This window comes from Halarcobacter sp., assembly GCF_963675975.1.
Taxonomy (GTDB): Bacteria; Campylobacterota; Campylobacteria; order Campylobacterales; family Arcobacteraceae; genus Halarcobacter.
The window spans coordinates 2,299,787-2,325,075 of record NZ_OY780939.1; the positions used below are offsets into that span (position 1 = coordinate 2,299,787).

At 27.3% G+C, this 25,289-nt stretch carries 25 protein-coding genes; 12 read left to right on the forward strand and 13 right to left on the reverse strand.

What is annotated here, in order from left to right:
* Window positions 1-3: 3 nt before the first annotated feature.
* The 3 genes from ACKU3H_RS11270 to ACKU3H_RS11280 form a co-directional block, all read right to left on the reverse strand.
* On the reverse strand, window positions 4-909 hold the full coding sequence (locus ACKU3H_RS11270) for an ATP-grasp domain-containing protein (RefSeq protein ID WP_320033960.1): 906 nt from the start codon (window positions 907-909) through the stop codon (window positions 4-6).
* Window positions 910-931: 22 nt separating this feature from the next.
* On the reverse strand, window positions 932-2,023 hold the full coding sequence (locus ACKU3H_RS11275) for a M20 family metallopeptidase (protein WP_320033961.1): 1,092 nt from the start codon (window positions 2,021-2,023) through the stop codon (window positions 932-934).
* A 167-nt stretch (window positions 2,024-2,190) separates the two neighbouring features.
* Window positions 2,191-3,426 (reverse strand): argininosuccinate synthase, encoded by a 1,236-nt coding sequence (locus tag ACKU3H_RS11280; protein ID WP_320033962.1) that lies wholly within the window; start codon window positions 3,424-3,426, stop codon window positions 2,191-2,193.
* A 144-nt stretch (window positions 3,427-3,570) separates the two neighbouring features.
* Here ACKU3H_RS11280 and ACKU3H_RS11285 point away from each other — a divergent pair, with 144 nt between their 5' ends.
* Genes ACKU3H_RS11285 through lptB form a run of 4 tightly spaced genes read left to right on the forward strand, consistent with a single transcriptional unit; the run spans window position 3,571 to window position 5,945 of the window.
* A complete protein-coding gene (locus ACKU3H_RS11285; protein WP_320033963.1) occupies window positions 3,571-3,816 on the forward strand; it encodes a S4 domain-containing protein in 246 nt (81 codons plus the stop codon).
* Window positions 3,817-3,825: 9 nt separating this feature from the next.
* The gene (gene trpD / locus ACKU3H_RS11290; protein WP_320033964.1) at window positions 3,826-4,809 is read left to right on the forward strand and encodes an anthranilate phosphoribosyltransferase; all 984 of its coding nucleotides are present in this window, start codon (window positions 3,826-3,828) and stop codon (window positions 4,807-4,809) included.
* 4 nt (window positions 4,810-4,813) lie between these two features.
* Window positions 4,814-5,230 (forward strand): tRNA (adenosine(37)-N6)-threonylcarbamoyltransferase complex ATPase subunit type 1 TsaE, encoded by a 417-nt coding sequence (tsaE, locus tag ACKU3H_RS11295; protein ID WP_320033965.1) that lies wholly within the window; start codon window positions 4,814-4,816, stop codon window positions 5,228-5,230.
* On the forward strand, window positions 5,223-5,945 hold the full coding sequence (gene lptB / locus ACKU3H_RS11300) for an LPS export ABC transporter ATP-binding protein (protein WP_320033966.1): 723 nt from the start codon (window positions 5,223-5,225) through the stop codon (window positions 5,943-5,945). The genes tsaE and lptB overlap by 8 nt, the downstream gene beginning before the upstream one ends.
* Here the strand turns inward: lptB and ACKU3H_RS11305 are convergent.
* Genes ACKU3H_RS11305 through ACKU3H_RS11315 form a run of 3 tightly spaced genes read right to left on the reverse strand, consistent with a single transcriptional unit; the run spans window position 5,942 to window position 9,532 of the window.
* Complete coding sequence (locus ACKU3H_RS11305; RefSeq protein ID WP_320033967.1) at window positions 5,942-7,258, reverse strand: diguanylate cyclase; 1,317 nt, start codon at window positions 7,256-7,258, stop codon at window positions 5,942-5,944. The genes lptB and ACKU3H_RS11305 overlap by 4 nt on opposite strands.
* Window positions 7,259-7,310: 52 nt before the next feature.
* The gene (kdsB, locus tag ACKU3H_RS11310) at window positions 7,311-8,036 is read right to left on the reverse strand and encodes a 3-deoxy-manno-octulosonate cytidylyltransferase (RefSeq protein ID WP_320033968.1); all 726 of its coding nucleotides are present in this window, start codon (window positions 8,034-8,036) and stop codon (window positions 7,311-7,313) included.
* Window positions 8,037-8,044: 8 nt separating this feature from the next.
* Window positions 8,045-9,532, reverse strand: coding sequence for a PAS domain-containing sensor histidine kinase (locus ACKU3H_RS11315; RefSeq protein WP_320033969.1), 1,488 nt, complete (start codon window positions 9,530-9,532; stop codon window positions 8,045-8,047).
* A 72-nt stretch (window positions 9,533-9,604) separates the two neighbouring features.
* Between ACKU3H_RS11315 and polA the strand changes: the two genes are divergently transcribed.
* From polA to ACKU3H_RS11340, 5 genes are all read left to right on the forward strand, one after another.
* Window positions 9,605-12,292 carry a DNA polymerase I gene (gene polA / locus ACKU3H_RS11320; RefSeq protein ID WP_320033970.1) on the forward strand — a complete coding sequence of 896 codons (2,688 nt, stop codon included), beginning with the start codon at window positions 9,605-9,607 and terminating at the stop codon, window positions 12,290-12,292.
* Window positions 12,293-12,396: 104 nt separating this feature from the next.
* A complete protein-coding gene (locus ACKU3H_RS11325; RefSeq protein ID WP_320033971.1) occupies window positions 12,397-13,098 on the forward strand; it encodes a response regulator in 702 nt (233 codons plus the stop codon).
* Between the two features lie 31 nt (window positions 13,099-13,129).
* Window positions 13,130-13,324, forward strand: a complete 195-nt coding sequence (locus ACKU3H_RS11330; protein WP_320033972.1) for a hypothetical protein — start codon at window positions 13,130-13,132, stop codon at window positions 13,322-13,324.
* A 3-nt stretch (window positions 13,325-13,327) separates the two neighbouring features.
* Window positions 13,328-13,588, forward strand: a complete 261-nt coding sequence (locus ACKU3H_RS11335) for a DUF2116 family Zn-ribbon domain-containing protein (protein WP_320033973.1) — start codon at window positions 13,328-13,330, stop codon at window positions 13,586-13,588.
* Entirely contained in the window at window positions 13,566-14,858 is a 1,293-nt protein-coding gene (locus tag ACKU3H_RS11340) for a response regulator (RefSeq protein ID WP_320033974.1), read from the forward strand. The genes ACKU3H_RS11335 and ACKU3H_RS11340 overlap by 23 nt, the downstream gene beginning before the upstream one ends.
* Here the strand turns inward: ACKU3H_RS11340 and lgt are convergent.
* Genes lgt through argF form a run of 4 tightly spaced genes read right to left on the reverse strand, consistent with a single transcriptional unit; the run spans window position 14,851 to window position 19,281 of the window.
* Window positions 14,851-15,669, reverse strand: a complete 819-nt coding sequence (gene lgt, locus ACKU3H_RS11345) for a prolipoprotein diacylglyceryl transferase (protein ID WP_320033975.1) — start codon at window positions 15,667-15,669, stop codon at window positions 14,851-14,853. The genes ACKU3H_RS11340 and lgt overlap by 8 nt on opposite strands.
* Window positions 15,670-15,676: 7 nt before the next feature.
* Window positions 15,677-16,978 carry a (Fe-S)-binding protein gene (locus tag ACKU3H_RS11350; protein WP_320033976.1) on the reverse strand — a complete coding sequence of 434 codons (1,302 nt, stop codon included), beginning with the start codon at window positions 16,976-16,978 and terminating at the stop codon, window positions 15,677-15,679.
* Window positions 16,978-18,345, reverse strand: a complete 1,368-nt coding sequence (gene hemN / locus ACKU3H_RS11355; RefSeq protein WP_320033977.1) for an oxygen-independent coproporphyrinogen III oxidase — start codon at window positions 18,343-18,345, stop codon at window positions 16,978-16,980. The genes ACKU3H_RS11350 and hemN overlap by 1 nt, the downstream gene beginning before the upstream one ends.
* Before the next feature lie 9 nt (window positions 18,346-18,354).
* Entirely contained in the window at window positions 18,355-19,281 is a 927-nt protein-coding gene (gene argF / locus ACKU3H_RS11360) for an ornithine carbamoyltransferase (protein WP_320033978.1), read from the reverse strand.
* A gap of 203 nt (window positions 19,282-19,484) precedes the next feature.
* Between argF and ACKU3H_RS11365 the strand changes: the two genes are divergently transcribed.
* From ACKU3H_RS11365 to ACKU3H_RS11375, 3 genes are read left to right on the forward strand one after another with little or no spacing between them, the layout of a single operon-like run.
* Window positions 19,485-21,596, forward strand: coding sequence for a ribonucleoside triphosphate reductase (locus ACKU3H_RS11365; protein WP_320033979.1), 2,112 nt, complete (start codon window positions 19,485-19,487; stop codon window positions 21,594-21,596).
* Window positions 21,577-21,735, forward strand: a complete 159-nt coding sequence (gene nrdD / locus ACKU3H_RS11370) for an anaerobic ribonucleoside-triphosphate reductase (protein WP_320033980.1) — start codon at window positions 21,577-21,579, stop codon at window positions 21,733-21,735. The genes ACKU3H_RS11365 and nrdD overlap by 20 nt, the downstream gene beginning before the upstream one ends.
* Entirely contained in the window at window positions 21,716-22,387 is a 672-nt protein-coding gene (locus ACKU3H_RS11375) for an anaerobic ribonucleoside-triphosphate reductase activating protein (protein WP_320033981.1), read from the forward strand. Before nrdD ends, ACKU3H_RS11375 begins: the two co-directional genes overlap by 20 nt.
* Here the strand turns inward: ACKU3H_RS11375 and ACKU3H_RS11380 are convergent.
* The 3 genes from ACKU3H_RS11380 to hemB are packed head-to-tail and all read right to left on the reverse strand — an operon-like array spanning window position 22,364 to window position 25,241.
* Window positions 22,364-23,053 carry a response regulator transcription factor gene (locus tag ACKU3H_RS11380; RefSeq protein WP_320033982.1) on the reverse strand — a complete coding sequence of 230 codons (690 nt, stop codon included), beginning with the start codon at window positions 23,051-23,053 and terminating at the stop codon, window positions 22,364-22,366. The genes ACKU3H_RS11375 and ACKU3H_RS11380 overlap by 24 nt on opposite strands.
* Complete coding sequence (locus tag ACKU3H_RS11385) at window positions 23,050-24,258, reverse strand: PAS domain S-box protein (protein ID WP_320033983.1); 1,209 nt, start codon at window positions 24,256-24,258, stop codon at window positions 23,050-23,052. Before ACKU3H_RS11385 ends, ACKU3H_RS11380 begins: the two co-directional genes overlap by 4 nt.
* Window positions 24,259-24,266: 8 nt before the next feature.
* Window positions 24,267-25,241 carry a porphobilinogen synthase gene (gene hemB, locus ACKU3H_RS11390; RefSeq protein ID WP_320033984.1) on the reverse strand — a complete coding sequence of 325 codons (975 nt, stop codon included), beginning with the start codon at window positions 25,239-25,241 and terminating at the stop codon, window positions 24,267-24,269.
* Between the last annotated feature and the right edge of the window lie 48 nt (window positions 25,242-25,289).

The window sequence follows — 25,289 nt, forward strand, 5'->3', positions numbered from 1 at the left end:
CCTTTATTTTTTATTTATTTTTCTATCTATTAAATCAACAATTAATTCAATTTTCTTATCATTATAATCTATACCAATTTTTTCTTGTTCTGGTGTTATAAATGCTGGAATACCATTTACCTCAAGTACAATATATTCCTCTTTTTTTCTATCATAAATTATATCAACTCCACCAATATCAAGCCCTGTAACTTTAACAGCATTAAGTGCCAATTTGATTACACTTTCAGGAATCTCTCTTTGAAAAACACTACCACCACTTGTAATATTGGTTCTCCAATCGTTTCCTCCAGCTTTTCTTCCATAGCCACCAACAAACTTTCCATCTACAATATCAATTCTAAAATCAGTATTATCATAATCAATAAATTTTTCTACATAAAAATATCGTAAATCCATTTGATTTAAAAAAGGCAATAATACATCTAGTGTTTCTTCATTTTCAATTTTTGTTAATCCAACACCACCCCAACCATCAGTTGGTTTATATACCATTTTATCCCATTTTTTCATAATTGCTTTTAATTGATGAGTATCATCTCTATGACATAATTTATAGTCTGCTGTTTGTATTTTATTTCTTCTTAGTAAAAATGATGTATGAAATTTATCTTCTGTAAGTTCAAATGATTCATAAGTATTTATCATAGGAATCACTTTATTTAGTGCTTTATACAAATACATTTGATATTGTGTTTGTTCCCCTGCATTGTAAGAAAAGAAAAGATCTAACTTATCTAATTTAATATCATTCCAAATTATATGACCATTTTTTGCTATTGCATCTCTTAAGTTGATATTTGGAATAACATCAATACCTTTTTTATCCAATAAAGAGATCATTTTCTCTTGTATTATATCTCCTCCACCATTTTGGTATAACCACATACCAATCTTTTTTCTTCCCATTTTATCCCCTATATAAATTAGTTTAATTTTTTTGATAGTAGTCTAATATCTTTGTCATCATAGAAATACGTTGCTCAAAAGAACTTTTTAATGCTCTTTCATTTACAGTATGATCCCCATCCCCATATGGACCAAATCCGTCTAAAGTTGTTGTTCCACAACTTGCAACAATATTTGCATCACTTACTCCACCTCTTTTCTCTCTTGATATACTCTGTTGTGTTAGTTCCTCAAAAAAGCTTATTAATTTTAATTGCTTATCATTTTCTTCCATAACTCCTCTTTGAATAATACCATCTGCATGAGATTTTGTACCTTCAACATAAGAAGTAGCTGTAATTCTTTCAACTTCTTTAACAACTCTTAACTCTTCCTCTTTTTTATCAAACCTAAACTCCATCATAAGTTCACAGTGTGGAGATACAGTATTTATTCCTATACCACCCTCCATTTTGCCAACATTCACAATAGTGCCTTCTTCAAAATCTATTAACTCATGATATTTTTGCAGTTTAATTGCACCCTCTAAATTAGCATTGATACCTTTTTTATAAGAAGTTCCTGCATGGCTGGCTTTTCCTTCAACTTTTATAATATATTTTCCTACACCTTTTCTAGCTGTTACTAGCTCTAAATTAGCTCCAGCTGCTTCAAATACAAAACAATAATCATAATCTTTTGCTATTGAAGAGGTAACTTCTTTTGAATCATCACTTCCTGTTTCTTCATCTGAAACTAATAGAAAATCTATATTAAAAATCTTTTTGTTTTTTTCAAATATATTTCTTAAAGATTGTAAGGCAACTATATTGCCACCTTTCATATCGCAAACACCAGGACCATAAACCCATTCTTCATCCTCTTTAAAGCTTTCAAAATAGCCTTGGGGAAATACTGTATCATTGTGTCCTAAAAGAAGTATTTTTGTTCCCTCTTTTTTGGCTGTTTTAAACAATAAATGATCACCAATTAGTTCTCTTTTAAAAACAGTTTTTTCAAAACCTAAAGGTTTTAACCATGAAGTCATAATATTTCCAACTTCATCAACACCATTTTTATTTTGAGTATATGAGTTTATATTGATTATTTTTTCTAAGTCTTTTAAGTAGTTCATAAAATTTTCCATAACAATAGAATATAGAAATCTTATATTTAATAGAATTTGATAGCAAAAGCATTAATATATCGATTAAAGTTATTATACTAAGCTTTTGATACAAAATGGAGACAGAAAATGGTCATTAAATAACCATTTTCTATAAAAATTATACAGAATGTAATCTATTTTTGTTTTTGACCTGCAATAATAAATCTTAAAGCATTTAATCTAATAAATCCTTCTGCATCTTTTTGATTGTATACTTCATCTTCTTCAAATGTTGAGTGAGCTTCAGAGTAAAGAGATTTAGAAGATTCTCTTCCTACTACAGTAACATTTCCTTTATAAAGTTTTAATCTTACTGTACCTTCTACATTTTCTTGAGTTTGATCGATTGCAGCTTGAAGCATTTCTCTTTCAGGAGAGAACCAATATCCTTGATAAATCAGTTTTGCATATCTTGGCATTAATTCATCTTTTAAGTGTGCTTCTTCTCTGTCTAAACAAATAGATTCAATAGCTCTGTGAGCTTTTAACATAATTGTTCCACCTGGAGTTTCATAACAACCTCTAGCTTTCATACCAACATATCTGTTTTCAACAATATCAACTCTACCTATACCATGTTTGTTCCCATAGTCATTAAGTTTTTTAAGAAGTGTTGCAGGTGATAATTCTTCACCATTAATTGAAATAGGGTCACCATTTTTATATCCAATAGTGATATATTCAGCTTCATCTGGTGCTTCTTCTGGAGAATTTGTCCATAGCCACATAGACTCTTCTGGTTCATTATTTGGATTTTCTAAGTGTAACCCTTCATATGAAATATGTAAAAGATTCGCATCCATAGAATATGGGCTAATAGCTGGATTTCCATCTGCATCAAAGTGTTTTTTATCAATTTCAATACCATTTTTCTTAGCATACGCAAGTAATTTTTCTCTTGAATTTAAATCCCACTCTCTCCATGGAGCAATAACAGTAATATCAGGTTTTAATCCTAAATATCCAAGTTCAAATCTAACTTGGTCATTCCCTTTTCCTGTTGCACCGTGAGAAACAGCATCTGCACCCATTTTATTTGCAATTTCAATTTGTTTTTTTGCAATTAATGGTCTAGCAATTGAAGTTCCTAATAGGTATTCACCTTCATAAATTGCATTTGCTCTGAACATTGGGAATACATAATCTTTAACAAATTCTTCTCTAATATCTAGTATAAAAATATTTTCTGGTTTAATACCACAAGCTAAAGCTTTTTCACGTGCAGGTTCAACCTCTTCACCTTGTCCTAAATCAGCAGTGAATGTAATAACTTCTGCGTTATATTCATCTTGAAGCCATTTTAAAATAGTTGAAGTGTCAAGCCCACCACTATAAGCTAATACAACTTTTTTTACTTCTTTTTTACTCATAATATAATTCCTATTATAATCGATTTTAAGCGGATATTTTATCAAAAATAAACTATTAAATGAATTAAATATAAATATTTTTTATTGTAAGTAATATTTTAATAACAAAAAAGTTTTTAATAAAAATTAGATATAATCTTGACTATGAGAATAGATAAATTTTTAAATGCAGTAAATATTACAAAAAGAAGGGCTGTTGCTGAAGATATGTTAGAACACAAAGTTGTTTTTATAAATAATCTTCCAGTTAAAAAAGCAAAAGAGGTTAAAGTAGGGGATATTATTGAAATTAAATATCTTGAAAAAACAGACAAATTTAAAGTTCTTCAAATACCTGTTACTAAATCTACACCTAAATCTAAAATGTCAGAATATGTTGAAATAATATAAGGATAAAAAATGTTTAATATGGCTAAATTAAAATTTGATGATATATTTGAAAACAAATTACCAAAAGAAGAGGTTAGGGAATATTTAATAGAATTATATGAAAGAGGTGAAACAGCTGCTGAGATTGCTGCAGCTGCTAGTGCCATGAGAGATCATATGATTCCTTTACCTGTTCATTATGATTTAAAAACAAAAGCTATTGATGTAGTAGGAACAGGTGGAGATAAAAGTTATAGTTTTAATATTTCAAGTACAGTATCAATTTTATTAGCTGCTGCTGGTTGTTATGTAGCAAAACACGGAAATAGAAGTATTACAAGTAAATCAGGAAGTGCTGATATGCTTGAAGCTTTAGGGATTAACTTAAATCTTTCTATTGAAAATTCAGTTACAATGCTTGAGGAAACTGGTTTTTGTTTTATGTTTGCTCAAAACCATCATCCAGCTATGAAATATATTATGCCTATTAGAAAATCAATTCCACATAGAACAATTTTTAATATTTTAGGTCCTTTATCAAATCCAGCATCAGTTTCTAAACAATTAATTGGTGTATTTGATAAAGCATACATAAATAGGATAGCTACAGCTTTAGATATGCTAGAAGCTAAAAAGTCTATGGTTGTTTCATCAAATGACGGAATGGATGAAATATCTATATCAGATGTATCATTTGCAACATTACTTGATAATGGGAAAATTGAAGATTTTGTTATTGATCCACAAGAGTATGGATTAAAACTGGCTTCTAAAGATGAAATAGTTGGTGGTGATGGTAAAGAAAATGCAAAAATTACTTATGATATTTTAACAGGTGTAACAAAAGGTGCAAAACTTGATATTGTACTTTTAAATACGGCTGCTGCTTTAGTTGTTGATAATAAAGCTAGAGATATGAAAGAAGGAATCGAGATTGCTAAAGCTACAATTGATAGTAAAAAAGCAAAAGATAAACTTGAAGAATTAGTTAAAATATCATCACAATTGGTTTAAAATTTTGACTTATTTATTAGAATTAAATGAAATTGAAAAAATTGTAAATAAATTAAAAGAAAAGCTAAATGCTTTAGATTTTAATTGTGTAGTAATTTTACGTGGAGATTTAGCTAGTGGTAAAACTACATTTGTTAAAAATTTTGTTAAATCACTTAATATAGATGAACTTGTAACATCCCCAACTTTTTCTTTACAATCTATATATGGTGAGAATATATTTCATTATGATGTTTACAATAAAACACTAGAAGATTTTATATCATTAGGCTTACTTGAAGAGTTTGAAAAAGAGGGTATTCACTTTGTAGAGTGGGGTGATGAAAAACTTGAAGAGATATTAAACTCATATGGTTTTAATATCCTTGTTTTAAATATTGAAAAAAAAGATAATAAGAGGTTATATACAATAAATGAGTAAATTAAGAGTAGAAGATATTAAAAAAAGTATTAAAAAAACACAAATATTACATGGAATATCTTTAGAGGTTAATTCAGGGGAAATTGTTGGATTATTAGGACCAAATGGTGCAGGTAAAACAACTACATTTTATACAGTTTGCGGACTAATTATTCCAAGTGCAGGAAAAATCTATTTTGATGAAGAGAACATCACTTCTTTACCTTTACATAAAAGGGCTTTAAAAGGAATAGGATATTTGCCCCAAGAATCATCTATTTTTAAAGACTTATCAGTTGAAGATAATTTAATGCTAGCAGCTCAAATAGTTACTAAAGATAAAAAAGAGCAACACAAAAGAGTTGAAGAGTTACTTGAAGTTTTTAATATTGAACCGATTAGACAAAGAAAAGGTGTATCTTTATCTGGCGGGGAAAGAAGAAGAACAGAAATAGCAAGAGCTTTAGTTTCTAAACCAAAATTTTTACTTCTAGATGAACCTTTTGCAGGAGTTGATCCAATTGCTGTTAAAGATATTCAAGAGATTATACATGAATTAACAAAAATAGGAATAGGTGTTTTAATTACAGACCATAATGTTAGAGAAACTCTTGAAATTTGTGATAGGGCATATGTTATGAAAAATGGAGCTTTACTTGCATCTGGAAATGCTGATGAAATCAAAAGTGATGGAAGTGTAAGGGAACACTATTTAGGGGAAAGTTTTAATTTTTAATTACAAATAATTTTATTTTTACCTTCCTCTTTTGCTTTTGCCAAAGCATCTTCAACTCGTTTTAAAATAGAGATATCATTATCTTCTTCTAGAAGTTTTGATATCCCAAAACTAGCTGTTATCTCTTCTAGAATATAAGGAAAATTATGTTCTTGGATATTTTCTAATATTTTCTGTGCAACTCTACTTGCTCCAGTTACTTCTGTTTGTGGTAATAATATTAAAAACTCTTCTTCTGCCCATCTTACAACTATATCATGCTCTCTAACACTATTAATTACTATTTGAGCCACATCTTTAAGTAGATTATTGCAAACATCTCTACCTGATTTATCAATTATATTTGTAAAATTATCTATATTAAAAACTATAATTGATAATGCATTGTCATATCTTTTATCTCTTTTTATCTCTTTTAGAAAAATATCATTAAATTTTTGTCTGTTAAATAATCCTGTTAATTGGTCATGTGTTGCTTGATACTCTAAAAGATTTGATTTTTCTTTAAGTGTTGTTATATCTGTTAAAGAGATAACAAAGTGTTCTTTTTTATTTTCGTAATCATCAATTGTAACAGTAAAAATTCTATCTTCACCATATTTATTTTCCATTTTAACAACTCTATCAGCTTCAGTTAGTTTTTGAATCTCTAGAATCCAGTGACTATCTGTGTCAACAATAGCTTTATTAAAAAATCTTTTATCCTCTTTAAATTGACTAACTATTGATTTTTTTGTTGCTAAAAACTCTTCATATGATGATACAGCAAAAAAATCTAAGAATTTTTTGTTTACTTCAACAATTTTTGATAAATTTGTTAAAAAAACTATATTAGCCTGTGCATCAAGTAAAAGCTTTGTTTGTTTTGTTACTTCTTCTACTTTATGTTCTAAGTTTTTTGTTATATTTTCTAATCTTTTCTTTAAGAAAATTGGTTCAACAGCTTTTATCATACTATCAATTAAATGGTATAAATCTATTGGTTTCATTGCATATGAACTTACATTTACATCAATAGCTTCTTTTAAAAAATTTGGGTCACTATGTGCACTTGTGATTACTATAGGGATCTCTTTATCTTTCTCCCTAATAATATTACACATCTCAAGTCCACCCATTCTAGGCATATTAATATCTGTTAAGATAAGATTTAATTGATTATTTTCATAATACTTTTCAAGTCCCTCTTTACCATCTTTGGCAACAACAACTTGATTTACAATACTACTTATAGTTTTACTTGTAAATTCACGAACTTCATCTTCATCTTCTACATATAAAACATTAATCTCTTTTAAAATTTCTTTATTCATACCAATAATATACCTTTAAAAAAATACAAGTTTTTATTGTATCATAAAAAAATTAATTTACAAATATTTTTAAAGCATTTCTTAAATCTTGCTCAGTATCTATACCAAATGATTTAGATTCAACCTTTACCATTGCTATTTTTTTCCCATTGTCCAAGGCTCTTAATTGTTCTAACTTTTCAATTTGTTCTAGTTTAGATGTAGATAATTTACAAAAATCGTTTAATGACTTCTTAGTAAATCCATAAATACCCAAATGTCCACTATAATTTGAAGTTTCATAATGATCTCTATGATATGGTATTTTTGCCCTTGAAAAATATATTGCATTTGAGTGTTCATCTAAAATTACTTTTACATGATTTGAATCATCTGCTAATTCAGAACTAATTGTCTTGTAACAGCTTACAATCATAATATCTTCATTATTATCTTTTACACTTTTAACTCTATTTATTACTTTTTCAATTACACTTGTTTCTATAAAAGGTTCATCTGCTTGAACATTAATAATAACTTCATCTTCTGCTAAATTTAAAATATTTGCAGCTTCATTTATTCTATCTGTACCACTTTGGTGCTCACTAGAGGTTAATACAGCCTTAAATCCGTGTTCTTTTGCTAACTCGATAACATCTTTTGAATCTGTTGCAATAACTACATCATCTAAACTACTAACTTGTTTAGCTGTTCTAATCACCATTGGTAAACCTAATATATCTACTAATATTTTATTTTCAAATCTACTAGAGTTAAGCCTTGCTGGTATAATAATCATATAAATCCTTAATTTGTGGGTATTGAAATTTTAACTAAAATTCCTTCATCTTTGTTAGTCATTGTAATAACACCTTGTAGTTGTAAATTAATAATTAATTTACTAATATATAAACCTAATCCTACTCCATGCTTTTTCTTTTTTGTAGAAAAGTATGGCTCAAAAACTTTATGTAAAATATCTTCTGAGATACCACCTAGATTATCTTTTATTTCAAATACGATTTTATCTTCATTATGATATTGATAAATATCAATTTGTGCATCTTTTTTATTAGTTCTTTGATATTGTTCATTTGAATTAATCAGTATATTTGTTAAAACTTCGATTAATTCCTCTTCTAGTGTAGTGAATACAAACTCTTCATCTATATTTATATTAACATTTATATTGTTATTTAAGTCAACTCTTCTTATTACAGCATCAATTATTTTTTTGATACTTGTATTAGATTCTTTTGAATTGTTTTTTATAAAATGTTGAAAGCTTTCTATAGTTTTTGATAATTTATCTGCTTCATTTTTTATTTTATCTAGAGATTTAACAGCATCCTCTTCACTAGGTGTAATACCCATAGAATAATCAAGTTCTAATTTTTGTGCTTGAACAGAAATTAGATTTAAAGGTTGTCTCCACTCATGGGATAATTTTTGCAAAGTTTCTGTAATAATAAGCATTTTAGATTGATTTTTTAAAAGATTGTTTTTTTCAACAATCTCTTTTTTTGCATTATCAATCTCTTCTTCTAATATTGTAGATTCCTCTTTTAAATCAAGTTGATTTGAAATATCAAATATTAAAGAGGTATAACCAATAACATCCCCATATTTGTTGTACATTGGTTTAATTTTTATATTAATAAAAAATAAATAATTATTGTTTTTTACTGCTTTTATTTTTCCACTAAATTCTTGTTGAGCCTCTAAGGTTTTATCAATATTTTCAAATATGATTTTATTTGTATTTTCATCAAAAAGTTTCTTATAGGGTGTATTTATAATATCATCTTTTTTATATTCAAACAGTTTTAAAAAGGCATTACTAACTTTTGTAATATATCCATGAAGGTCAATATGCATTGAAGCGACATAATCATCTAAAATTTCATCATCCGATACTTGAGAAGTGATATCTTTTGTATTTATTACAAATAAAGATTTATTTAACATTGTTGATATAGTAATTTTAAGATAAACCTTTTCTTTGTCTTTTCTAATACATACTAAATCAATTTCTGCTTTGTATTTTTTATTTTCACTTGTTTCAATATTTAATAGTTCTAAAAAATGATTTATATATTCACTTTTCATATAATTTATTAGTTTTGTATTTATCAACTCATCTTTATTAAATCCAAGTATTGGCATAAAGGCATTATTAACATAAATCAATTTTGTTGATTTATCAATTATTCCTATACCATCCCACGAATTATTGATGATTTCTTGTAACTCTTTGTTATTTCTTTTTAATTTTTCTATATCTTCTAAAGACAATACAAAACCTTGTTTTTAAGTGATATTATTATATTATAAAATCTTTAAACAACGATATGAAAGAAGATATTAATGAAAAAAACTATTACAATTATTGATACTTTTGGCTTTTTATTTAGAAGTTATTTTGCTTTACCACCATTAAAATCTAAGAGTGGATTCCCTACAGGACTTTTAACAGGATTTATGAATTTTGTCTCAAATATAGGAAAAGATTTTCAAACAGATTACTTAGTTTTTGCACTTGATGCTAAAGGAAATACCTTTAGAAATGAGATTTATGATCAGTACAAAGCTCACAGACCAGATGTTCCAGAAGATTTATTAAAACAATTACCAGTAGCAATTGAATGGATTGAAAAAATGGGATTTCAAACAGCTATGAAAACAGGTTTTGAAGCCGATGATATTATCGCTTCAATAGCCCATGATGCAAGAGAAAAAGATTTAGAAGTAAGAATTGTATCCCATGATAAAGATTTATATCAATTGATTGATGATAATAAAATCTATCTATTTGATCCAATTAAAAAAAGTATAGTCAATGAAGATAAATGTTTTGAAAAATATGGGGTAAGACCTTCACAGTTTATTGATTATCAATCACTTTTAGGAGATAGTGCCGATAATGTTCCTGGAGTAAAGGGAGTTGGTGCCAAAACAGCCGAAGCTTTGATTAAAGAATATGGATCATTAGATAAAATTTATGAAAATCTTGAAAATATAGAAAAAACTAGATGGAAAAACCTTTTAACTGAAGGTAAAGAGATGGCTTATATCTCTAAACAATTAGTTACTTTAAATACAGATTGTCACTGTATTGATGAGATAGAAACATATCAATTACCAAAAGAAAACCCTATACTAAAAATTGCTGATATTTTAATGGAGTATGATTTAAATAGAATTATTGATAGAGTTAATAAAGAGGGCTTAAATTATAAAACAGATATTCCTATAAAAATTGAGAAAAAAGTAGAAAATTATGAATATATACTTTTAGATGATGAGAAAAAACTATTTGAAGTTATAGATTCTATTTCTGAAGATACTATTGTGGCTTTTGATACAGAAACAACAGATATAGATACAAAAAATGCTTCACTGGTTGGTTTCTCTTTTTGTTTTGAAGAAAACAAAGCATATTATGTTCCAATAAATCACCAATATTTAGGTGCTCCTGAACAAATATCCTTAGATATTGTTTCTAAAGCGATAAATAAACTAAATACAAAAAAATTAGTTTTACAGAACTTCAAATATGATTTTTCAATTATTAAAAATGAACTAAATATAGAACTAAAACTATATGCAGATACAATGATTTTAGCTTGGTTATTAAATAGTAGTGAAAGAGTAGGGCTTGATGCTTTAGCTTCAAGATATTTTGATCATACTATGATAGCTTTTAAAGATGTTGTAAAAAAAGGTGAAAACTTTTCTAATGTAGATATAAATGAAGCTTGTAATTATGCAGCTGAAGATGCACTTTTTACTTTTAAAATATATTTTAAACTATTAGAAGAGTTTAAAGAGATTCAAGCAGAAAACCTAGTAAAAATAGCACACAACTATGAGTTTGACTTTATTTATGTTTTAGAAAACATGGAAGAAAATGGAATAAAACTTGATATTGAAAAATTAAAAGAATTAAAACAAAAAAGTAATATATATATTCAAGAATTAACATCAAATATTTATGAAAAAGCAGGAAGAGAGTTTAATATTAATTCACCTAAACAATTAGGTACATTACTTTTTGATGAGTTAAAACTTCCTCCATCAAAGAAAACAAAAAGTGGCTACAGTACAAATGAGGTTGTTCTTCAAAAATTAAAAGATGAACATGAAATTATCCCTTTATTATTAGATTATAGAGAATCTTATAAATTACAATCTACATATATTGAGCCTTTATTAAATTTAGCAATAAAAGATGATAAAAATCGAATCTATACATCTTTTTTACAAACAGGAACTGCAACGGGTAGATTAAGTTCAAAAAATCCAAACTTACAAAATATTCCTGTTAGAAGTGAAGCTGGTGGATTAATTAGAAGTGCTTTTATACCTAAAGATGGTTATAAATTAGTAGGTATAGATTATTCACAAATAGAATTAAGACTTTTAGCTCATTTTTCTAAAGATAAAGCTTTAGTTGAAGCCTTTAAAGAGAATAAAGATATTCATAGGCAAACAGCAGTTAAAATCTTTGGAGAAGAGTTAGCAGATTCTAAAAGATCAATTGCAAAGTCTATAAATTTTGGGTTACTTTATGGAATGGGAAGTAGAAAACTTGGAGATACATTAGGAATTCCAGCAAAAGAAGCAAAACAATATATTGATGCCTATTTTGAAAACTTTGTTAGTGTTAAAGAGTATTTAAAATCTATAGAAGATAAAGCATTAGAAAATGGTTTTGTAGAAACATTGATTGGAAGAAGAAGAGTTTTTGATTTTGATTCTGCAAATGCTATGATGAAGGCAGCTTTTTTAAGAGAATCAGTTAATACACTTTTCCAAGGAAGTGCAGCTGATTTAATAAAACTTGCAATGATAAAAATATATAAAAAATATAAAAACGACCATAAAATCAATATGTTATTGCAAATTCATGATGAATTAATATTTGAAATAGAAGAATCAGAAGTAGATAAAATAACGAAAGATATAGTAGATATTATGGAAAATATATATGAATTGAATGTACCTCTAAGGGTCTCAAAGAGTATAGGAATGTCTTGGCAAGAACTTAAATAAAATGAAAATATTTACTTTTTTTTTATTTTTTAATAATTTTCTTTTGACATTTGAATTCAATTTTGTTAAAATAAGTTTTTAAAATATTTACAAAAGAGTCAAACATGATAAAAACATTGAAAAACATTAGAAAATTGTACAATGCAAAATTACTATTTGTAAGTAATGACAGCTCATTAAGTACAACGATAGAAAATGAATTTGATGAATACTTCAAAGAACTATCTTTAGTAGAAAGCTCAGATGAAGCAATTGAAAAGCTAGAAGAAACAAATTTTGATATGATTATAATTGATACTGATGTTTCTGCTAAAGATTTTGAAGAAGCATGCTCTGCAATATCAAATGCAGCTCCATCATTACCAAAAATTATAATTTCAAATAATGATAATAATGAAGATATTGTTACAGCAATCAATAGCAGTGCATATACTTTTTTAACTAAACCTTTAAAATCAAAAGATATTAAACTAGCAGTTATAATGTGTTTAAATCAAACTAAAAGAGGAGATAAAATAGAGTTCCAAGATGGAATCTATTTTGATGAATATAGAGATCAATTCTTTAAGCCTGGTGGAGTACTTATTGATTTCACAAGACTTGAAAAAGGTTTTATGAAACTTCTTATCAGTAAAAAAGGTGATATTGTAGATTATGATACAATTAAGAATGTAGTTTGGAAAGGTAAGAATATGTCAATTTATACAATGAGAAATATTGTAAATAAAATTAGACAAAAAACTTATTATGAAATAATAAAAAATCATTCAAACAAAGGCTATACAATTGATAGCCCAAAAAAATAATCAATTGCAAATTTAATATTAACGAAAACTAATGGAAGAAAAAATTGTGTCAAAAGAGGAACTTATTCAACTTTTCGAGGATCAAAAATTACTTGATACTGGGAAGGGTTGGATGATGGGTGACCGTGAAGTTCAAATTATTGCACTGCATGAGGTTGATCCAAAATTTTTACAAGATATAACAAATGCAAAGTTCTACAAGTTAACACCAAAAGAGGGGAAATAAATAATGTCACACTGTCCATACTGTGGAAAAAAAATAGCTATGAGTAAAGCGTTTTGCTCACGTAGTTGCAAAGAAAATTATTTTCAATTAATTGCAATACAAGTTCCAAAACCATTTCTAAAAAGAATATTTATATTTAGTACTCCTGAAGAAAGAGAAAAAGAGATAGAAAACTTTGCAAATAGACATGGTTGGAGAATTGATTTACTGCAAAAAAAGATAGATGAATTAGCAGTAGAGTATGGATTCATTGAAACAAAATAGCACAAATAGTGAATTTGATAATAGTATATTAAATCAATCACAAATTTTATATGTTGAAGATGATGAGCTTATCAGAAATGAAACATTTTCAATATTAAAAAAATTCTTCAAAAAAGTATTCATAGCCGAAAATGGTAAAGAAGCACTTGATATTTATCATGAAAACAAATCAGATATTGATTTAATCCTTACAGATATAAATATGCCTGTAATGGATGGTATAGAATTTATTTCTGAAGTTAGAAAAGAAGACAATGAAACGCCTATTCTTGTTGTAACTGCATTTAATGATGTCTCATTACTAATCAAAGTTATTAAACTTAATGTATCTGACTATATTGTTAAACCGATGCAAATGAATTCTACTTTAAAAGTATTAAATAGAATACTAACTAATAAACATAATCAAAAAATGGTTATGAAACAAAAAAATGAACTTCAAATCTATAAAGATATTCTAGATAAAGAGAATTTAGTTAGTGAAACAGACCTAAATGGCATAATAACTTATGCAAATGATATTTTCTGTGAAGTTTCAGGATATACAAAAGAAGAGTTAATTGGTGTTAACCATAATATAGTTAGACACCCTGATGTTTCTCCTAAAATATATGAAAATATGTGGAATATAATCCAAAATAAAAAAGTTTGGAAAGGAAAAATTAAAAATAAAGCAAAAGATGGCACTGCTTATTATGTAAAAGCTACAGTTTTTCCTATACTTGATGAAGATGGAAATATTGAAAAATATGTTGCAAGTAGATTTCTAATAACTGAAGATGAAGAAGAAAAACATAAATTAAAAAAATATATTATGCATCAAAAATCTCAACAAGTAAAACATGAAAAACAACTCCAAGATGAATTTGATGATGCTCTACATTATGCAAAAATGCAAAAAGATCAACAAGTAGCAAAATTTATTCATGAGTTAAATGAACAAATTAAAATGTTAAGAGGAAAAAATGCAGATGAAAAGGGCAGAGTATTAGGTTTAGAAAAAAATTTAAAAAATGCACTTGATAAAAATGATGAATTACAAAAAGCTTATCAAACAAGAATAGAAAAACTTCATTCAACAGCAATTACTGCGGCAGAAGAGTATCAAAAAATCAAAAAGAGAGATGATATAATTACGGAAAAACTTCAAAAATCACAAGAAGCTATAAAAACATTACAAGGTTATATTGATGAATATAGAAAGAAAATAAGTGATTTAGAAGATGTAATTGCTGCTTATGAAAAAGAACATGGAAAAATTACTATTTAGATATTTTTTTCTTTTTTATAAATAACAGGACTGCAAAACATAAAATAGCAAATATTCCAGAGATTAACATTCCCATAGTTAACCATCCCCCATATAAAAATCCAAGTTGTACATCTGGTTGTCTATAAAACTCTGCAATTATCCTAGCTATAGAGTAAAGAATCCCATACATAATTGCTAATTGACCATCAAAACTTTTTCTTTTTCTATATATAAAAAGTATTGCAAAAATTAAAATACCTTCTAAAAACCCTTCATATAATTGAGATGGATGTCTTAAAACTCCATCTACATATATTCCCCAAGGTACATCAGTAGCACGGCCTACTAATTCTTGATTGAAAAAATTACCAATTCTTCCAAATACATAAGCGCCCGAGATACCTAAAACAGAAATATCTGTAATAAACCAAAAAGAGACTTTATGTTTTTTACAAAAAAGCAATGATGCAATTAAAAAGCCTATAAAAGCCCCATGATAACTCATTCCTGATATACCAGTATATTCGCCATTTATAAAAGGATTAAAGATTTGCCAAGGATGTGTTAAATAGTATATTGTGTTAGGGTCATAAAAAAGTACATATCCTAACCTAGCACCTAATATAACACCAATTTCAGCCCACCAAATATAAGAGTCAAAAAGGTCATTAGTAATTGGTAATTTATCGTGTTTAATAAACCATTTAGCAATAAATATTGCAGAGATTAGGGCTAAGGCATACATTATTCCATACCAGTGTACGGCAATAGAGCCAATATTAAAAGCTACTGGATCAAAATTAGAATAAATGTTTTGCCAAAACTCCATAGTTTTCCTAATCTAAAGCTTCTGCTATAAGTTCAATAGGGTTTTTAAATTTTACATCTACATCAGCTTGGTGTAATGAGTTAGTTATTTGCATTCTACATGCAGAACATTCAGCACTTACAACTTGTGCTTTTGTTTCTTTAATCATTGCAGCTTTTGGTGTTCCAGCAGCTTTTGCAAAATGATATTTTTCTGTTTGCATTGTAACCCCACCAAATCCACAACATCTATTTGGATCACTCATCTCATTGATTACATAGTTTTGTTTAAGAAGTTCTCTTGGTTCTTGCCAAACATTTTGCATTTTTCTTGCATGACATGGGTCATGGTATGTAATTACATCAGTAACTTGTTTATTAGATTTTGCTAATTTTTCTTTTAATACTGTTGAGTTTTCAAGCCATTTTGTAGCTAATAAAACTTTTTTAGAGATTTTTGCTGCTCTTTCTTTCCATTCTGGTTGATTATGTAAATAATGTTCCCAATCTTGATTAATCATTGCACTACAGGTAGCTTCAGGGATAATTATTGCATCAACATCATCTATCCATGTTTCAAAATACTCGATATTTTTCTTAACCAGATAATCAACTGTATCAAAATCTCCTGTAAAATATGCAGGAGCTCCACAACAAAGTTGTTTTTTAGGTATAAAAATATTAACATCTAGTTTTTGTAATACTTCAACTAATGCATCACCAATATTTGTATATGAATAATTTCCCATACAACCTATAAATATTGCAACTTTATTTTTTCTACCATCATTTAATTCAACTTGATTTTTTGCAGGAATATTTTCAGGATACTTTTTTAAAAATGTTGTTTTATCTGCAAAAGGTAGGGCTCTATCTTTTTTTACTATTGGTAAAGAGAATCTAGGTAAGGCACTCTCTTTAGCTTTATCTATTTTTAAAGCACATGTTTGAAATACCCAACCAAGTTTAGCAAGAAAATCCATAGTTTTTCTATGTCTTAAAAGATAAAAGAATGCTCTTTTATACCAAGCAATTCCATATTTTTTTGCAATATCTGATCTTACTTGTTCAATAATCATATCTGTTGGTAAATCATTTGGACAAACATCTACACAGTTTGTACAAAGAAAACATGATTCAAAAATATCTTTTGCATTTTTATCTAATTCTAATTCATCTCTTTTATAAGCACCAAGTAGGTCAATAAAACCCCTTGGACTTGTAGTTTCATCTTGATTTATATTAAAAATTGTACAAACAGGCTTACATTTACCACATTTAACACAATCATCACTTATATTTGTATAATCAAATTTTTGAATTTCACTCATTATATCGTTTTACTAAACCTTCTTTTATTTTCTGGTACTCTTTTTAAGTATGCATCAAATGGCATACAAATATTTCTAATTAACATTGTTCCTGTTGGAGAAACTTGTATCTTATCATCAGCAATAGAAACTAAATCAGCTTCTATAAACTCTGTTAACATTTCTAAATCTTCATTAAAGTAATCATAAAAGTTAATATTAAATTTCTCTTCTACTCTTTTAATATTTAAACTAAAATTACTCATAAGTTCCATAATTACATATTGTCTTAGAATATCATCTTCACTTAGCTTATAACCTTTAAATGTTGGTAATTTACCTTCATCTAAAGAGGCTTCGTATTGTTTTAAATCTTTGAAATTTTGTGCATAATAATCAACACCATTTCCAATAGATGTAACACCAATACCTATTAAATCAGCACCACCTTTAGTTGTATAACCTTGGAAGTTTCTATGTAACTCACCTTTTTCTATTGCTTTAAAAAGTTCATCTTCAGGTTTTGCAAAGTGATCCATTCCAACCATTTTATAACCGTTTGTTGTAAAAAAGTCAATAGTATCTTTTAAAATCTCTAATTTTTCTGTAGGTGGAGCAAATGTTGATTCATCAAATTTTCTCATTGTTTTCATAAGCCATGGTACGTGGGCATAATTAAATACTGCTAATCTATCAGGATTTAATTTAATAATTTGTTCAATTGTTTCATGGAATGTTTTTTTATTTTGATGTGGAAGACCATATATTAAATCTATATTTATAGAATGAATTCCAGCATCTCTTGCTATATTCATTACATTTTGTGTAGTTTCATAAGGTTGAATTCTATGAATTGTTTTTTGAACCTCTTCATTTAAATCTTGAACTCCAAAACTTAATCTATTACATCCACCTTTTTTTAATACTGCCATATGTTCTTTAGTAAAATATCTAGGATCAACTTCACATGATATCTCAGCATCTTCACTAAAGTTTGGGAAAGTCTCTTTTAACATAGTTATAACTTCATCTAATTGCTCAGGTGAAAAATAAGTAGGTGTTCCACCACCAAAGTGCATTTGAGTTACAGTTCTATTTGTATTTAAAGAGTTTTTTAATAAATTTAATTCTTTTTTTAAATACTCAATGTATTTAACTTTTTTATCCTCTTTAGAAGTAAAAATTACATTACATCCGCAGAAGTAACAGGCACTTCTACAGAAAGGTAAATGTATATAAAGTGATAAATTTCTATCATCACTTTGATTTTTATAGTATTCTTTTAAATCTTGTTCAGTAAATTCTTCAGAAAACTCTGGTGCCGTAGGATACGAAGTATATCTAGGTCCAGGTTTTGAATACTTTTCAAATTTTTTAAAGTCAATCATTATATCTTCTTATTTTGTATTTTGTCTATCTAACCAAACCATTACACCTTTTTGTGCATGTAGTCTGTTTTCAGCCTCTTCAAAAATTAAACTTTGATCTCCCTCAATAACACTTTCACTAACTTCATATCCTCTGTAAGCTGGTAAACAGTGTAAGAATATTGCATCAGATGTTCCTAATTTCATCATCTCATCATCAACAATATAACCATCAAAGTCTTTTACTCTTTTCTCTTTTTCATCCTCTTGTCCCATTGAAACCCAAGTATCAGTTGTAATAACACTTGCACCTTTAACAGCTTCTTTAGGATCATTAGTGATAATAATTTTTGCACCTGATTCTTTTGCAAAAGAGTATGCATCATCTAAAATATTTTTATCTACTTCATAACCTTTTGGAGTAGCAATTCTTAACTCAAATCCAAGTTTTGATGCAAGCATAAGCCAAGAGTGTGCCATATTATTACCATCACCAACATAAGCAGCTACAAGATTTTTATCTAAACCTTTTTCTTGAATAGTTAAAAAATCAGCCATAAGTTGTACAGGATGATACTCATTTGTTAAACCATTTATCACAGGAACTTTTGAATATTTAGCAAACTCTTCTAATTTGCTTTGTTCAAATGTTCTAATCATAACCATATCAACCATTCTAGAAATAACTCTAGCTGTATCACTCATAGGTTCACCACGTCCAAGCTGAATATCATTTGATGATAAGAAAAGTCCTATTCCACCCAATTGATAAATACCTGTTTCAAAACTAACTCTAGTTCTAGTACTACTTTTCTCAAATATCATACCTAAAGTATATCTTGGTAAATAATCTTTGTAAACTCTATTTTTAGTTTCTCTCTTGATTTTTGCTGCTAAGTCTAAAATTTCTAAAATTTCTTCTTTTGTATAGTCTTTTAGTGTTAAAAAGTGTCTCATGATTTAACCTTTCATTTTAAAAAAGAATCAATTTTAACCAAAAACCTTTTACTATTAACTTAAAAATTATGAATTATCTTTCAAAAGGAGCATAAAAAATTATTATTATCGATATAGAGCCCATTTAGTGACACTTTAGTGACTTTTTATATTATTATTTTTTAAGATGAATACTCCTATCATACACTTTTAAAAGGATGAATATGATAGAAAATATACTCAAAAGAGATGGCACTTATGAAAAATTTCAAGCTTATAAAATAAAAGATGTAATAAAAAAGGCATTTAAAAGCGTACACACCACTTATGATGCAGCTGTTTATTTAAATGTAATTGAAGAATTAAATAAAAAAAGAGTGTTTGCAGTTGAAGATGTACAAGATTTAATTGAAAATGAATTATATAAAGCAAGATATTTTGAAGTAATGAAATCTTTTATGCTTTATAGACATATGCATAAGATGCAAAGAGAACAAATATTAGGATTAAATGAAGATACAACATATATAAACTCTACACAAACTATAGAAGAGTATATAAATGGTACAGATTGGAGAATAAATGCAAATTCTAATACAGGTTATTCCCATGCAGGATTAATCAATAATAGTGCAGGGAAAATTATTGCTAATTATTGGCTAGATAAGATTTATTCAAAAGAGGAGGGCTATGCCCATAGAAATGCTGATTATCATATTCATGATTTAGATTGTTTAAGTGGATATTGTGCTGGTTGGAGCTTAAGAGTATTACTTGATGAGGGTTTTAATGGTGTAAGAGGTAGAGTTGAGAGTACTGCACCAAACCATTTTAGAGAAGCTTTAGGTCAGATGGCAAACTTTTTAGGAATATTACAAAGTGAATGGGCAGGAGCTCAAGCTTTTTCTTCATTTGATACATATTTAGCACCTTATGTTTTTAAAGATGGTTTATCTTTTAATGAGATAAAAAAGAATATAAGAAGTTTTATTTATAATTTAAATGTCCCAGCAAGATGGGGTCAAAGTCCTTTTACAAATATTACTATAGATTGGACCGTACCTAGTGATTTAAAAAATCAAATGCCAACAAAAAATCAAAAACATCTATTTACTAATATAGATAATGAAAAACTACTGCAAGAAGCAAAAGAGAGAGGTTTTGATACTTTAGTTAATATGACTTATAAAGCTTTTCAAAAAGAGATGAATATGATTAATAAAGCTTATTATGAGGTTATGACTGAAGGTGATAAAACCGGACAACCTTTTACTTTTCCAATTCCTACAGTTAATATAACTGAAGATTTTGATTGGTATGGAGAGAATACAGACTTACTTTTTGAAAACACTGCAAAAATAGGTTCATCATATTTCCAAAACTTTATTGGTAGCCAATATATAAAAGATAAAAATGGAAAACTAATACCAAATAGTGAAGCATATAAACCAGGTCATGTAAGATCAATGTGTTGTAGATTGCAATTAGATTTAAGAGAGCTATTAAAAAGAGGTGGTGGCTTATTTGGTAGTGCTGAGATGACTGGAAGTATTGGTGTTGTTACTATAAATATGGCAAGACTAGGATATTTATATAAAGATGATAAAGAGGCTCTTTTAAATAGACTTGAAGAGCTTATGGATTTAGCACAATCAACTTTAGAGAAAAAAAGAGTTTTTATAAATGATTTATATGAAAGAGGATTGTTTCCATATACTAAAAGGTATCTTCCAAGCTTTAATAATCATTTTTCAACAATAGGTGTAAATGGTATAAATGAAATGATTATTAATTTTACAGAGAAAAGATACGACATTTCAAAAGATGAAGGTATATCTTTAGCAATAGAAGTTTTAGATTTTATGAGAAATAAAATGATTAAATATCAAGAAGAAACAGGGAATCTATACAATCTTGAAGCAACACCAGCTGAAGGTACTACATATAGATTTGCAAAAGAAGATAAAAAAAGATATTCAGATATTTTCCAAGCAGGTTTTGGAAATAATATTTTTTATACAAACTCATCTCAGCTACCAGTTGATTATACAGATGATATCTTTGAAGCATTAAACCTACAAGATGAACTTCAAGGTAAATATACAGGAGGAACTGTATTGCATCTTTATATGAGAGAAAGAATAAGTTCAGTAGAAGCTTGTAGAAAATTGATTAAAAATGTTATATCAAATTATACTTTACCTTATATAACAATCAGTCCTGTATTTTCTATTTGTCCAAAACATGGATATATAGATGGGGAATATGAATATTGTCCTAAATGTGATGAAGAAATTTTAGAAGAGGAGTTAAATAATGAAAAGCTTAGAGCCTAGCAAGTTAAAAGAAAAAAGAACAAGATGTATAGTTTATACAAGAGTTATGGGTTATCATCGTCCAGTTGAAAGTTTTAATATTGGTAAAAAAGGTGAACATAGTCAAAGGGTAAAATTTATTGAAAAAAATAATCTATAATATAACACCTTTTACAACTGTTGATTTTAAAGATCATTTATCTTGTATTGCATGGTTTATATCGTGCAATATGAGATGTAAATATTGCTATAATCCTGATATTGTAAATTCAAAAAGTGGTGAATATACTGTTGAGGATTTAATAGATTTTTTAAAAAGAAGAGTAGGGCTATTAGATTCAGTTGTATTAAGTGGAGGGGAAGCAACACTTCATGATTTAGAAAATATTTGTACTAAAATTAAAGACTTAGGCTTTAAAATAAAATTAGATACAAATGGTTCAAATCCTAAATTGCTAAACACCCTTATAAAAAATAAATTATTAGATTTTGTTGCTTTAGATTTTAAATCAAATGAAAAAAATTTTAATAAGATTACCAAATCTTACTTTTACGATAAATTTATACAAAGTTTGGATGTTTTACTTAATTCAAATATAAAATATGAAGTTAGAACAACACTTCATCAAGATTTATTAAATGAAAACGATATAAATGAGATGCAAGAAACCTTACAAGAAATTGGATATAAAAATGACTATTTTATTCAAAATTTTTTAGAAGTTGAAAACTTAACTAATATGAAAAAATCTATAAATATTTTTGATAAGGCTAAAGTAAATAATAATTTAAATATTATCTACCGAAATTAAATAACCTTGTCCTGAAATATTTTTAATCAATTCTTTTGAAGTTTTTTTTCTTAATCTTTTTATAAAAGTTCTAACTCTTTCATCTGTTACCTCTTCATTTTCCCAAAGGGTTTCCTTTAACTCATCAGAACTTGTAATATTGTTTTTATTTTTTATTAATAAATTGATAAAACTTTTTTCTCTTTTTGTTATATTAATTAATTGTTCATCTTCAAAAAGATTGTTTGTATTATTATCAAAAGTAAAGTGCTTATTTAAACAAATAATTCTACTTTTATTTAGTTTAGATGCAATTGTAACTAGATATTCCAATAATTCATCAGGGTCAAAAGGTTTTATAAAATATTTTGTTATACCAATATCAATAGCTTTTAATAGTTTTTCTTTATCAGAAAAAGCACTAAGAACTATAATTGGGATAGTCTCATTTTCTTTTCTTATCTCTTTTGTCATATCTAAACCATCTAATTTAGGCATCATTATATCTGTTATAATAAAATCAGGATTGATTTTTTTATACTTTTCTAAACCCTCTTCACCATTATTTGCTATAGTAAAAGAGAAAAAATAGTCCGAAATGGCATCTTTTAGCAGCTTAGAGATATTTACCTCATCCTCAACAAATAAAACTTTTAATTCTTTTAATATATTTTCATTATTTTTCAAACTACACTTCCTATAGGAATTCTTATTACAAATACTAAGCCATTATCTTCATTTTTGGCTTCTATTGTTCCATCTAAACTTTTTTCGATAATCATTTTTGACATAAACAACCCTAAACCTGTACCATTACTTTGATGTTTAGTTGTAAAATAAGGTTCAAAAACTTTTTCTAGATTTTTATTACTGACACCACCTGCATTATCTTTAAATATAAGAGTTACACCAGTGTTATCTTTTAAACTTTTTATTAAAATTTTTCTATTTTTTATATTATTTATTTTAAAAGCTTCACTTGAATTCTGAATTAAGTTAATTAAAACTTGTGATAATTCATTTAAAACACCAAAAAGTTCTATTTTCTCAAACTCTTTATCTATAACAATATTCTCTTTTTGTAAAAGCTTTTTAGTAATCATTAGTGCTTCTTCAATAGAATCACACAATAAAAACTTCTCTTTTGGTTTATTAGGATTAAAAAAGTTTGAAAAATCTTCAATAGTTTGAGACATATTATCAATTATCTCCATTGAATCTTTGTAGTATTCATTTAATTTTTCTAGATTTGAAGTTTTTGCACTTTTTTTTATATTAAACATTGTTAAACTTAACTCAGTTAATGGTTGTCTCCACTGATGAGCAATATTTGCTAACATTTGTCCTAAACTTGCCATTCTAGATTGCCAAAACAACATTTTTTGTTTCTCTTCATTTTTTGCAATCTCTTCTTCAACTCTTTGTTCCAAAGTTTGATTTAGTTCAATTAACTGTGCAGTTTGTTCTAAAACTCTTTGTTCAAGGGTTTTATTTAAAACTTCCAACTCTTCCTCTTTTTTTTGAAGAGTTTTCTTTAGTTCTACTTCTTTTGTCACATCATATCTAATAGCTATAAACTCTTTAATTTCATTGTTTTTATCCAAAATAGGAGTTATTGTTGTATTTAAATATACAGTAGAACCATCTTTACACATATTTTTTACAGTAGTTTTAAAGGGTTTCTTTTCAAGAATTGTGTCCCAAAGTAAAGTGAAGTTTTCTTTGGGAACATCAGGGTGTCTAACTATATTATGGTCACTACCAAGAAGTTCATCTTTACTATAACCCGAAATTTTACAAAACTCATCATTTACAAAAGTTATAACTCCATTTGTATCTGTTTTTGAAACAATATTAGAATTTTCAATTGCTTCTTGGTAGGTTTGTCCCATAATAAAATCTACTTTTTATCTAATAATTCACAAGCCTCTTTTGCATGATATGTAATTATTAAATCAGCCCCAGCTCTTTTAAATCCAATTAATGTTTCCATCATAACTCTTTCATAATCTATAAGTCCAGCTGCACCTGCATGTTTAATCATTGCATATTCACCACTTACATTATATGCACAAACTGGAAGGTTTGTATTATTTCTTAAATCTCTAATTACATCCATAAATGCTAATGCAGGTTTAACCATAAGTATATCTGCACCTTGTCTTTCATCTTCTAATGACTCTTCTAATGCTTCTAATCTATTTGAAGGATCCATTTGATAAGTTCTTCTATCACCAAATGATGGTGTAGATTCAGCTACATCTCTAAAAGGTCCATAATAAGCACTTGCAAATTTAGTTGAATATGCCATTATTGGCAGATCTTTAAAACCATTTGTATCTAATGCAGTTCTTAGTGTTTCTATAATACCGTCCATCATTCCACTAGGAGCAATCATATCTGCACCAGCACGTGCGTGAACTATTGCTTGTTGAGCTGATATTTCTAAAGTTTTGTCATTATCAACAGTTTGAGTTTTTGGATCTAATATTCCACAATGACCATGATCAGTATATTCACAAAAACATAAATCAGTAACAATAAACATATCTGGAAATTTTGCTTTTATGGCTTTTATTGTTCTAGCTATAATACTCTCTTCACATAAACATTCACTACCAACTGAATCTTTTACATCAGGAATACCAAATAAAATAATAGATTTTAATCCAATAGTTCTAATATATTCACACTCTTTTAATATCTCATCAATACTCATTTGAAATACACCTGGCATAGATTCTACTTCAATCTTAATATTTTCTCCCTCTTTTACAAATAGAGGATATATAAAATCATTTTTTGTTAATGTTGTTTCTTGTACCAAATTTCTTAGAGTCTCATTAATTCTTAATCTTCTAAATCTTTTAAACATAAAATTTACCTTTGTTTGCTATAATCTCGACATTTTAACAATTTAAGG

What these genes read in the sequence shown, in the direction of transcription:
- ACKU3H_RS11340 (WP_320033974.1), top strand. Translation starts at nt 13,566, where the DNA reads ATGGATTCATTGAAACAAAATAGCACAAATAGTGAATTTGATAATAGT.
- ACKU3H_RS11280 (WP_320033962.1), bottom strand. Translation starts at nt 3,426, where the DNA reads ATGAGTAAAAAAGAAGTAAAAAAAGTTGTATTAGCTTATAGTGGTGGG.
- ACKU3H_RS11270 (WP_320033960.1), bottom strand. Translation starts at nt 909, where the DNA reads ATGGGAAGAAAAAAGATTGGTATGTGGTTATACCAAAATGGTGGAGGA.
- polA (WP_320033970.1), top strand. Translation starts at nt 9,605, where the DNA reads ATGAAAAAAACTATTACAATTATTGATACTTTTGGCTTTTTATTTAGA.
- ACKU3H_RS11325 (WP_320033971.1), top strand. Translation starts at nt 12,397, where the DNA reads ATGATAAAAACATTGAAAAACATTAGAAAATTGTACAATGCAAAATTA.
- ACKU3H_RS11330 (WP_320033972.1), top strand. Translation starts at nt 13,130, where the DNA reads ATGGAAGAAAAAATTGTGTCAAAAGAGGAACTTATTCAACTTTTCGAG.
- ACKU3H_RS11285 (WP_320033963.1), top strand. Translation starts at nt 3,571, where the DNA reads ATGAGAATAGATAAATTTTTAAATGCAGTAAATATTACAAAAAGAAGG.
- ACKU3H_RS11350 (WP_320033976.1), bottom strand. Translation starts at nt 16,978, where the DNA reads ATGAGTGAAATTCAAAAATTTGATTATACAAATATAAGTGATGATTGT.
- lptB (WP_320033966.1), top strand. Translation starts at nt 5,223, where the DNA reads ATGAGTAAATTAAGAGTAGAAGATATTAAAAAAAGTATTAAAAAAACA.
- ACKU3H_RS11385 (WP_320033983.1), bottom strand. Translation starts at nt 24,258, where the DNA reads ATGGGACAAACCTACCAAGAAGCAATTGAAAATTCTAATATTGTTTCA.
- hemB (WP_320033984.1), bottom strand. Translation starts at nt 25,241, where the DNA reads ATGTTTAAAAGATTTAGAAGATTAAGAATTAATGAGACTCTAAGAAAT.
- ACKU3H_RS11275 (WP_320033961.1), bottom strand. Translation starts at nt 2,023, where the DNA reads ATGAACTACTTAAAAGACTTAGAAAAAATAATCAATATAAACTCATAT.
- kdsB (WP_320033968.1), bottom strand. Translation starts at nt 8,036, where the DNA reads ATGATTATTATACCAGCAAGGCTTAACTCTAGTAGATTTGAAAATAAA.
- argF (WP_320033978.1), bottom strand. Translation starts at nt 19,281, where the DNA reads ATGAGACACTTTTTAACACTAAAAGACTATACAAAAGAAGAAATTTTA.
- lgt (WP_320033975.1), bottom strand. Translation starts at nt 15,669, where the DNA reads ATGGAGTTTTGGCAAAACATTTATTCTAATTTTGATCCAGTAGCTTTT.
- ACKU3H_RS11365 (WP_320033979.1), top strand. Translation starts at nt 19,485, where the DNA reads ATGATAGAAAATATACTCAAAAGAGATGGCACTTATGAAAAATTTCAA.
- hemN (WP_320033977.1), bottom strand. Translation starts at nt 18,345, where the DNA reads ATGATTGACTTTAAAAAATTTGAAAAGTATTCAAAACCTGGACCTAGA.
- nrdD (WP_320033980.1), top strand. Translation starts at nt 21,577, where the DNA reads ATGAAAAGCTTAGAGCCTAGCAAGTTAAAAGAAAAAAGAACAAGATGT.
- ACKU3H_RS11335 (WP_320033973.1), top strand. Translation starts at nt 13,328, where the DNA reads ATGTCACACTGTCCATACTGTGGAAAAAAAATAGCTATGAGTAAAGCG.
- ACKU3H_RS11305 (WP_320033967.1), bottom strand. Translation starts at nt 7,258, where the DNA reads ATGAATAAAGAAATTTTAAAAGAGATTAATGTTTTATATGTAGAAGAT.
- trpD (WP_320033964.1), top strand. Translation starts at nt 3,826, where the DNA reads ATGTTTAATATGGCTAAATTAAAATTTGATGATATATTTGAAAACAAA.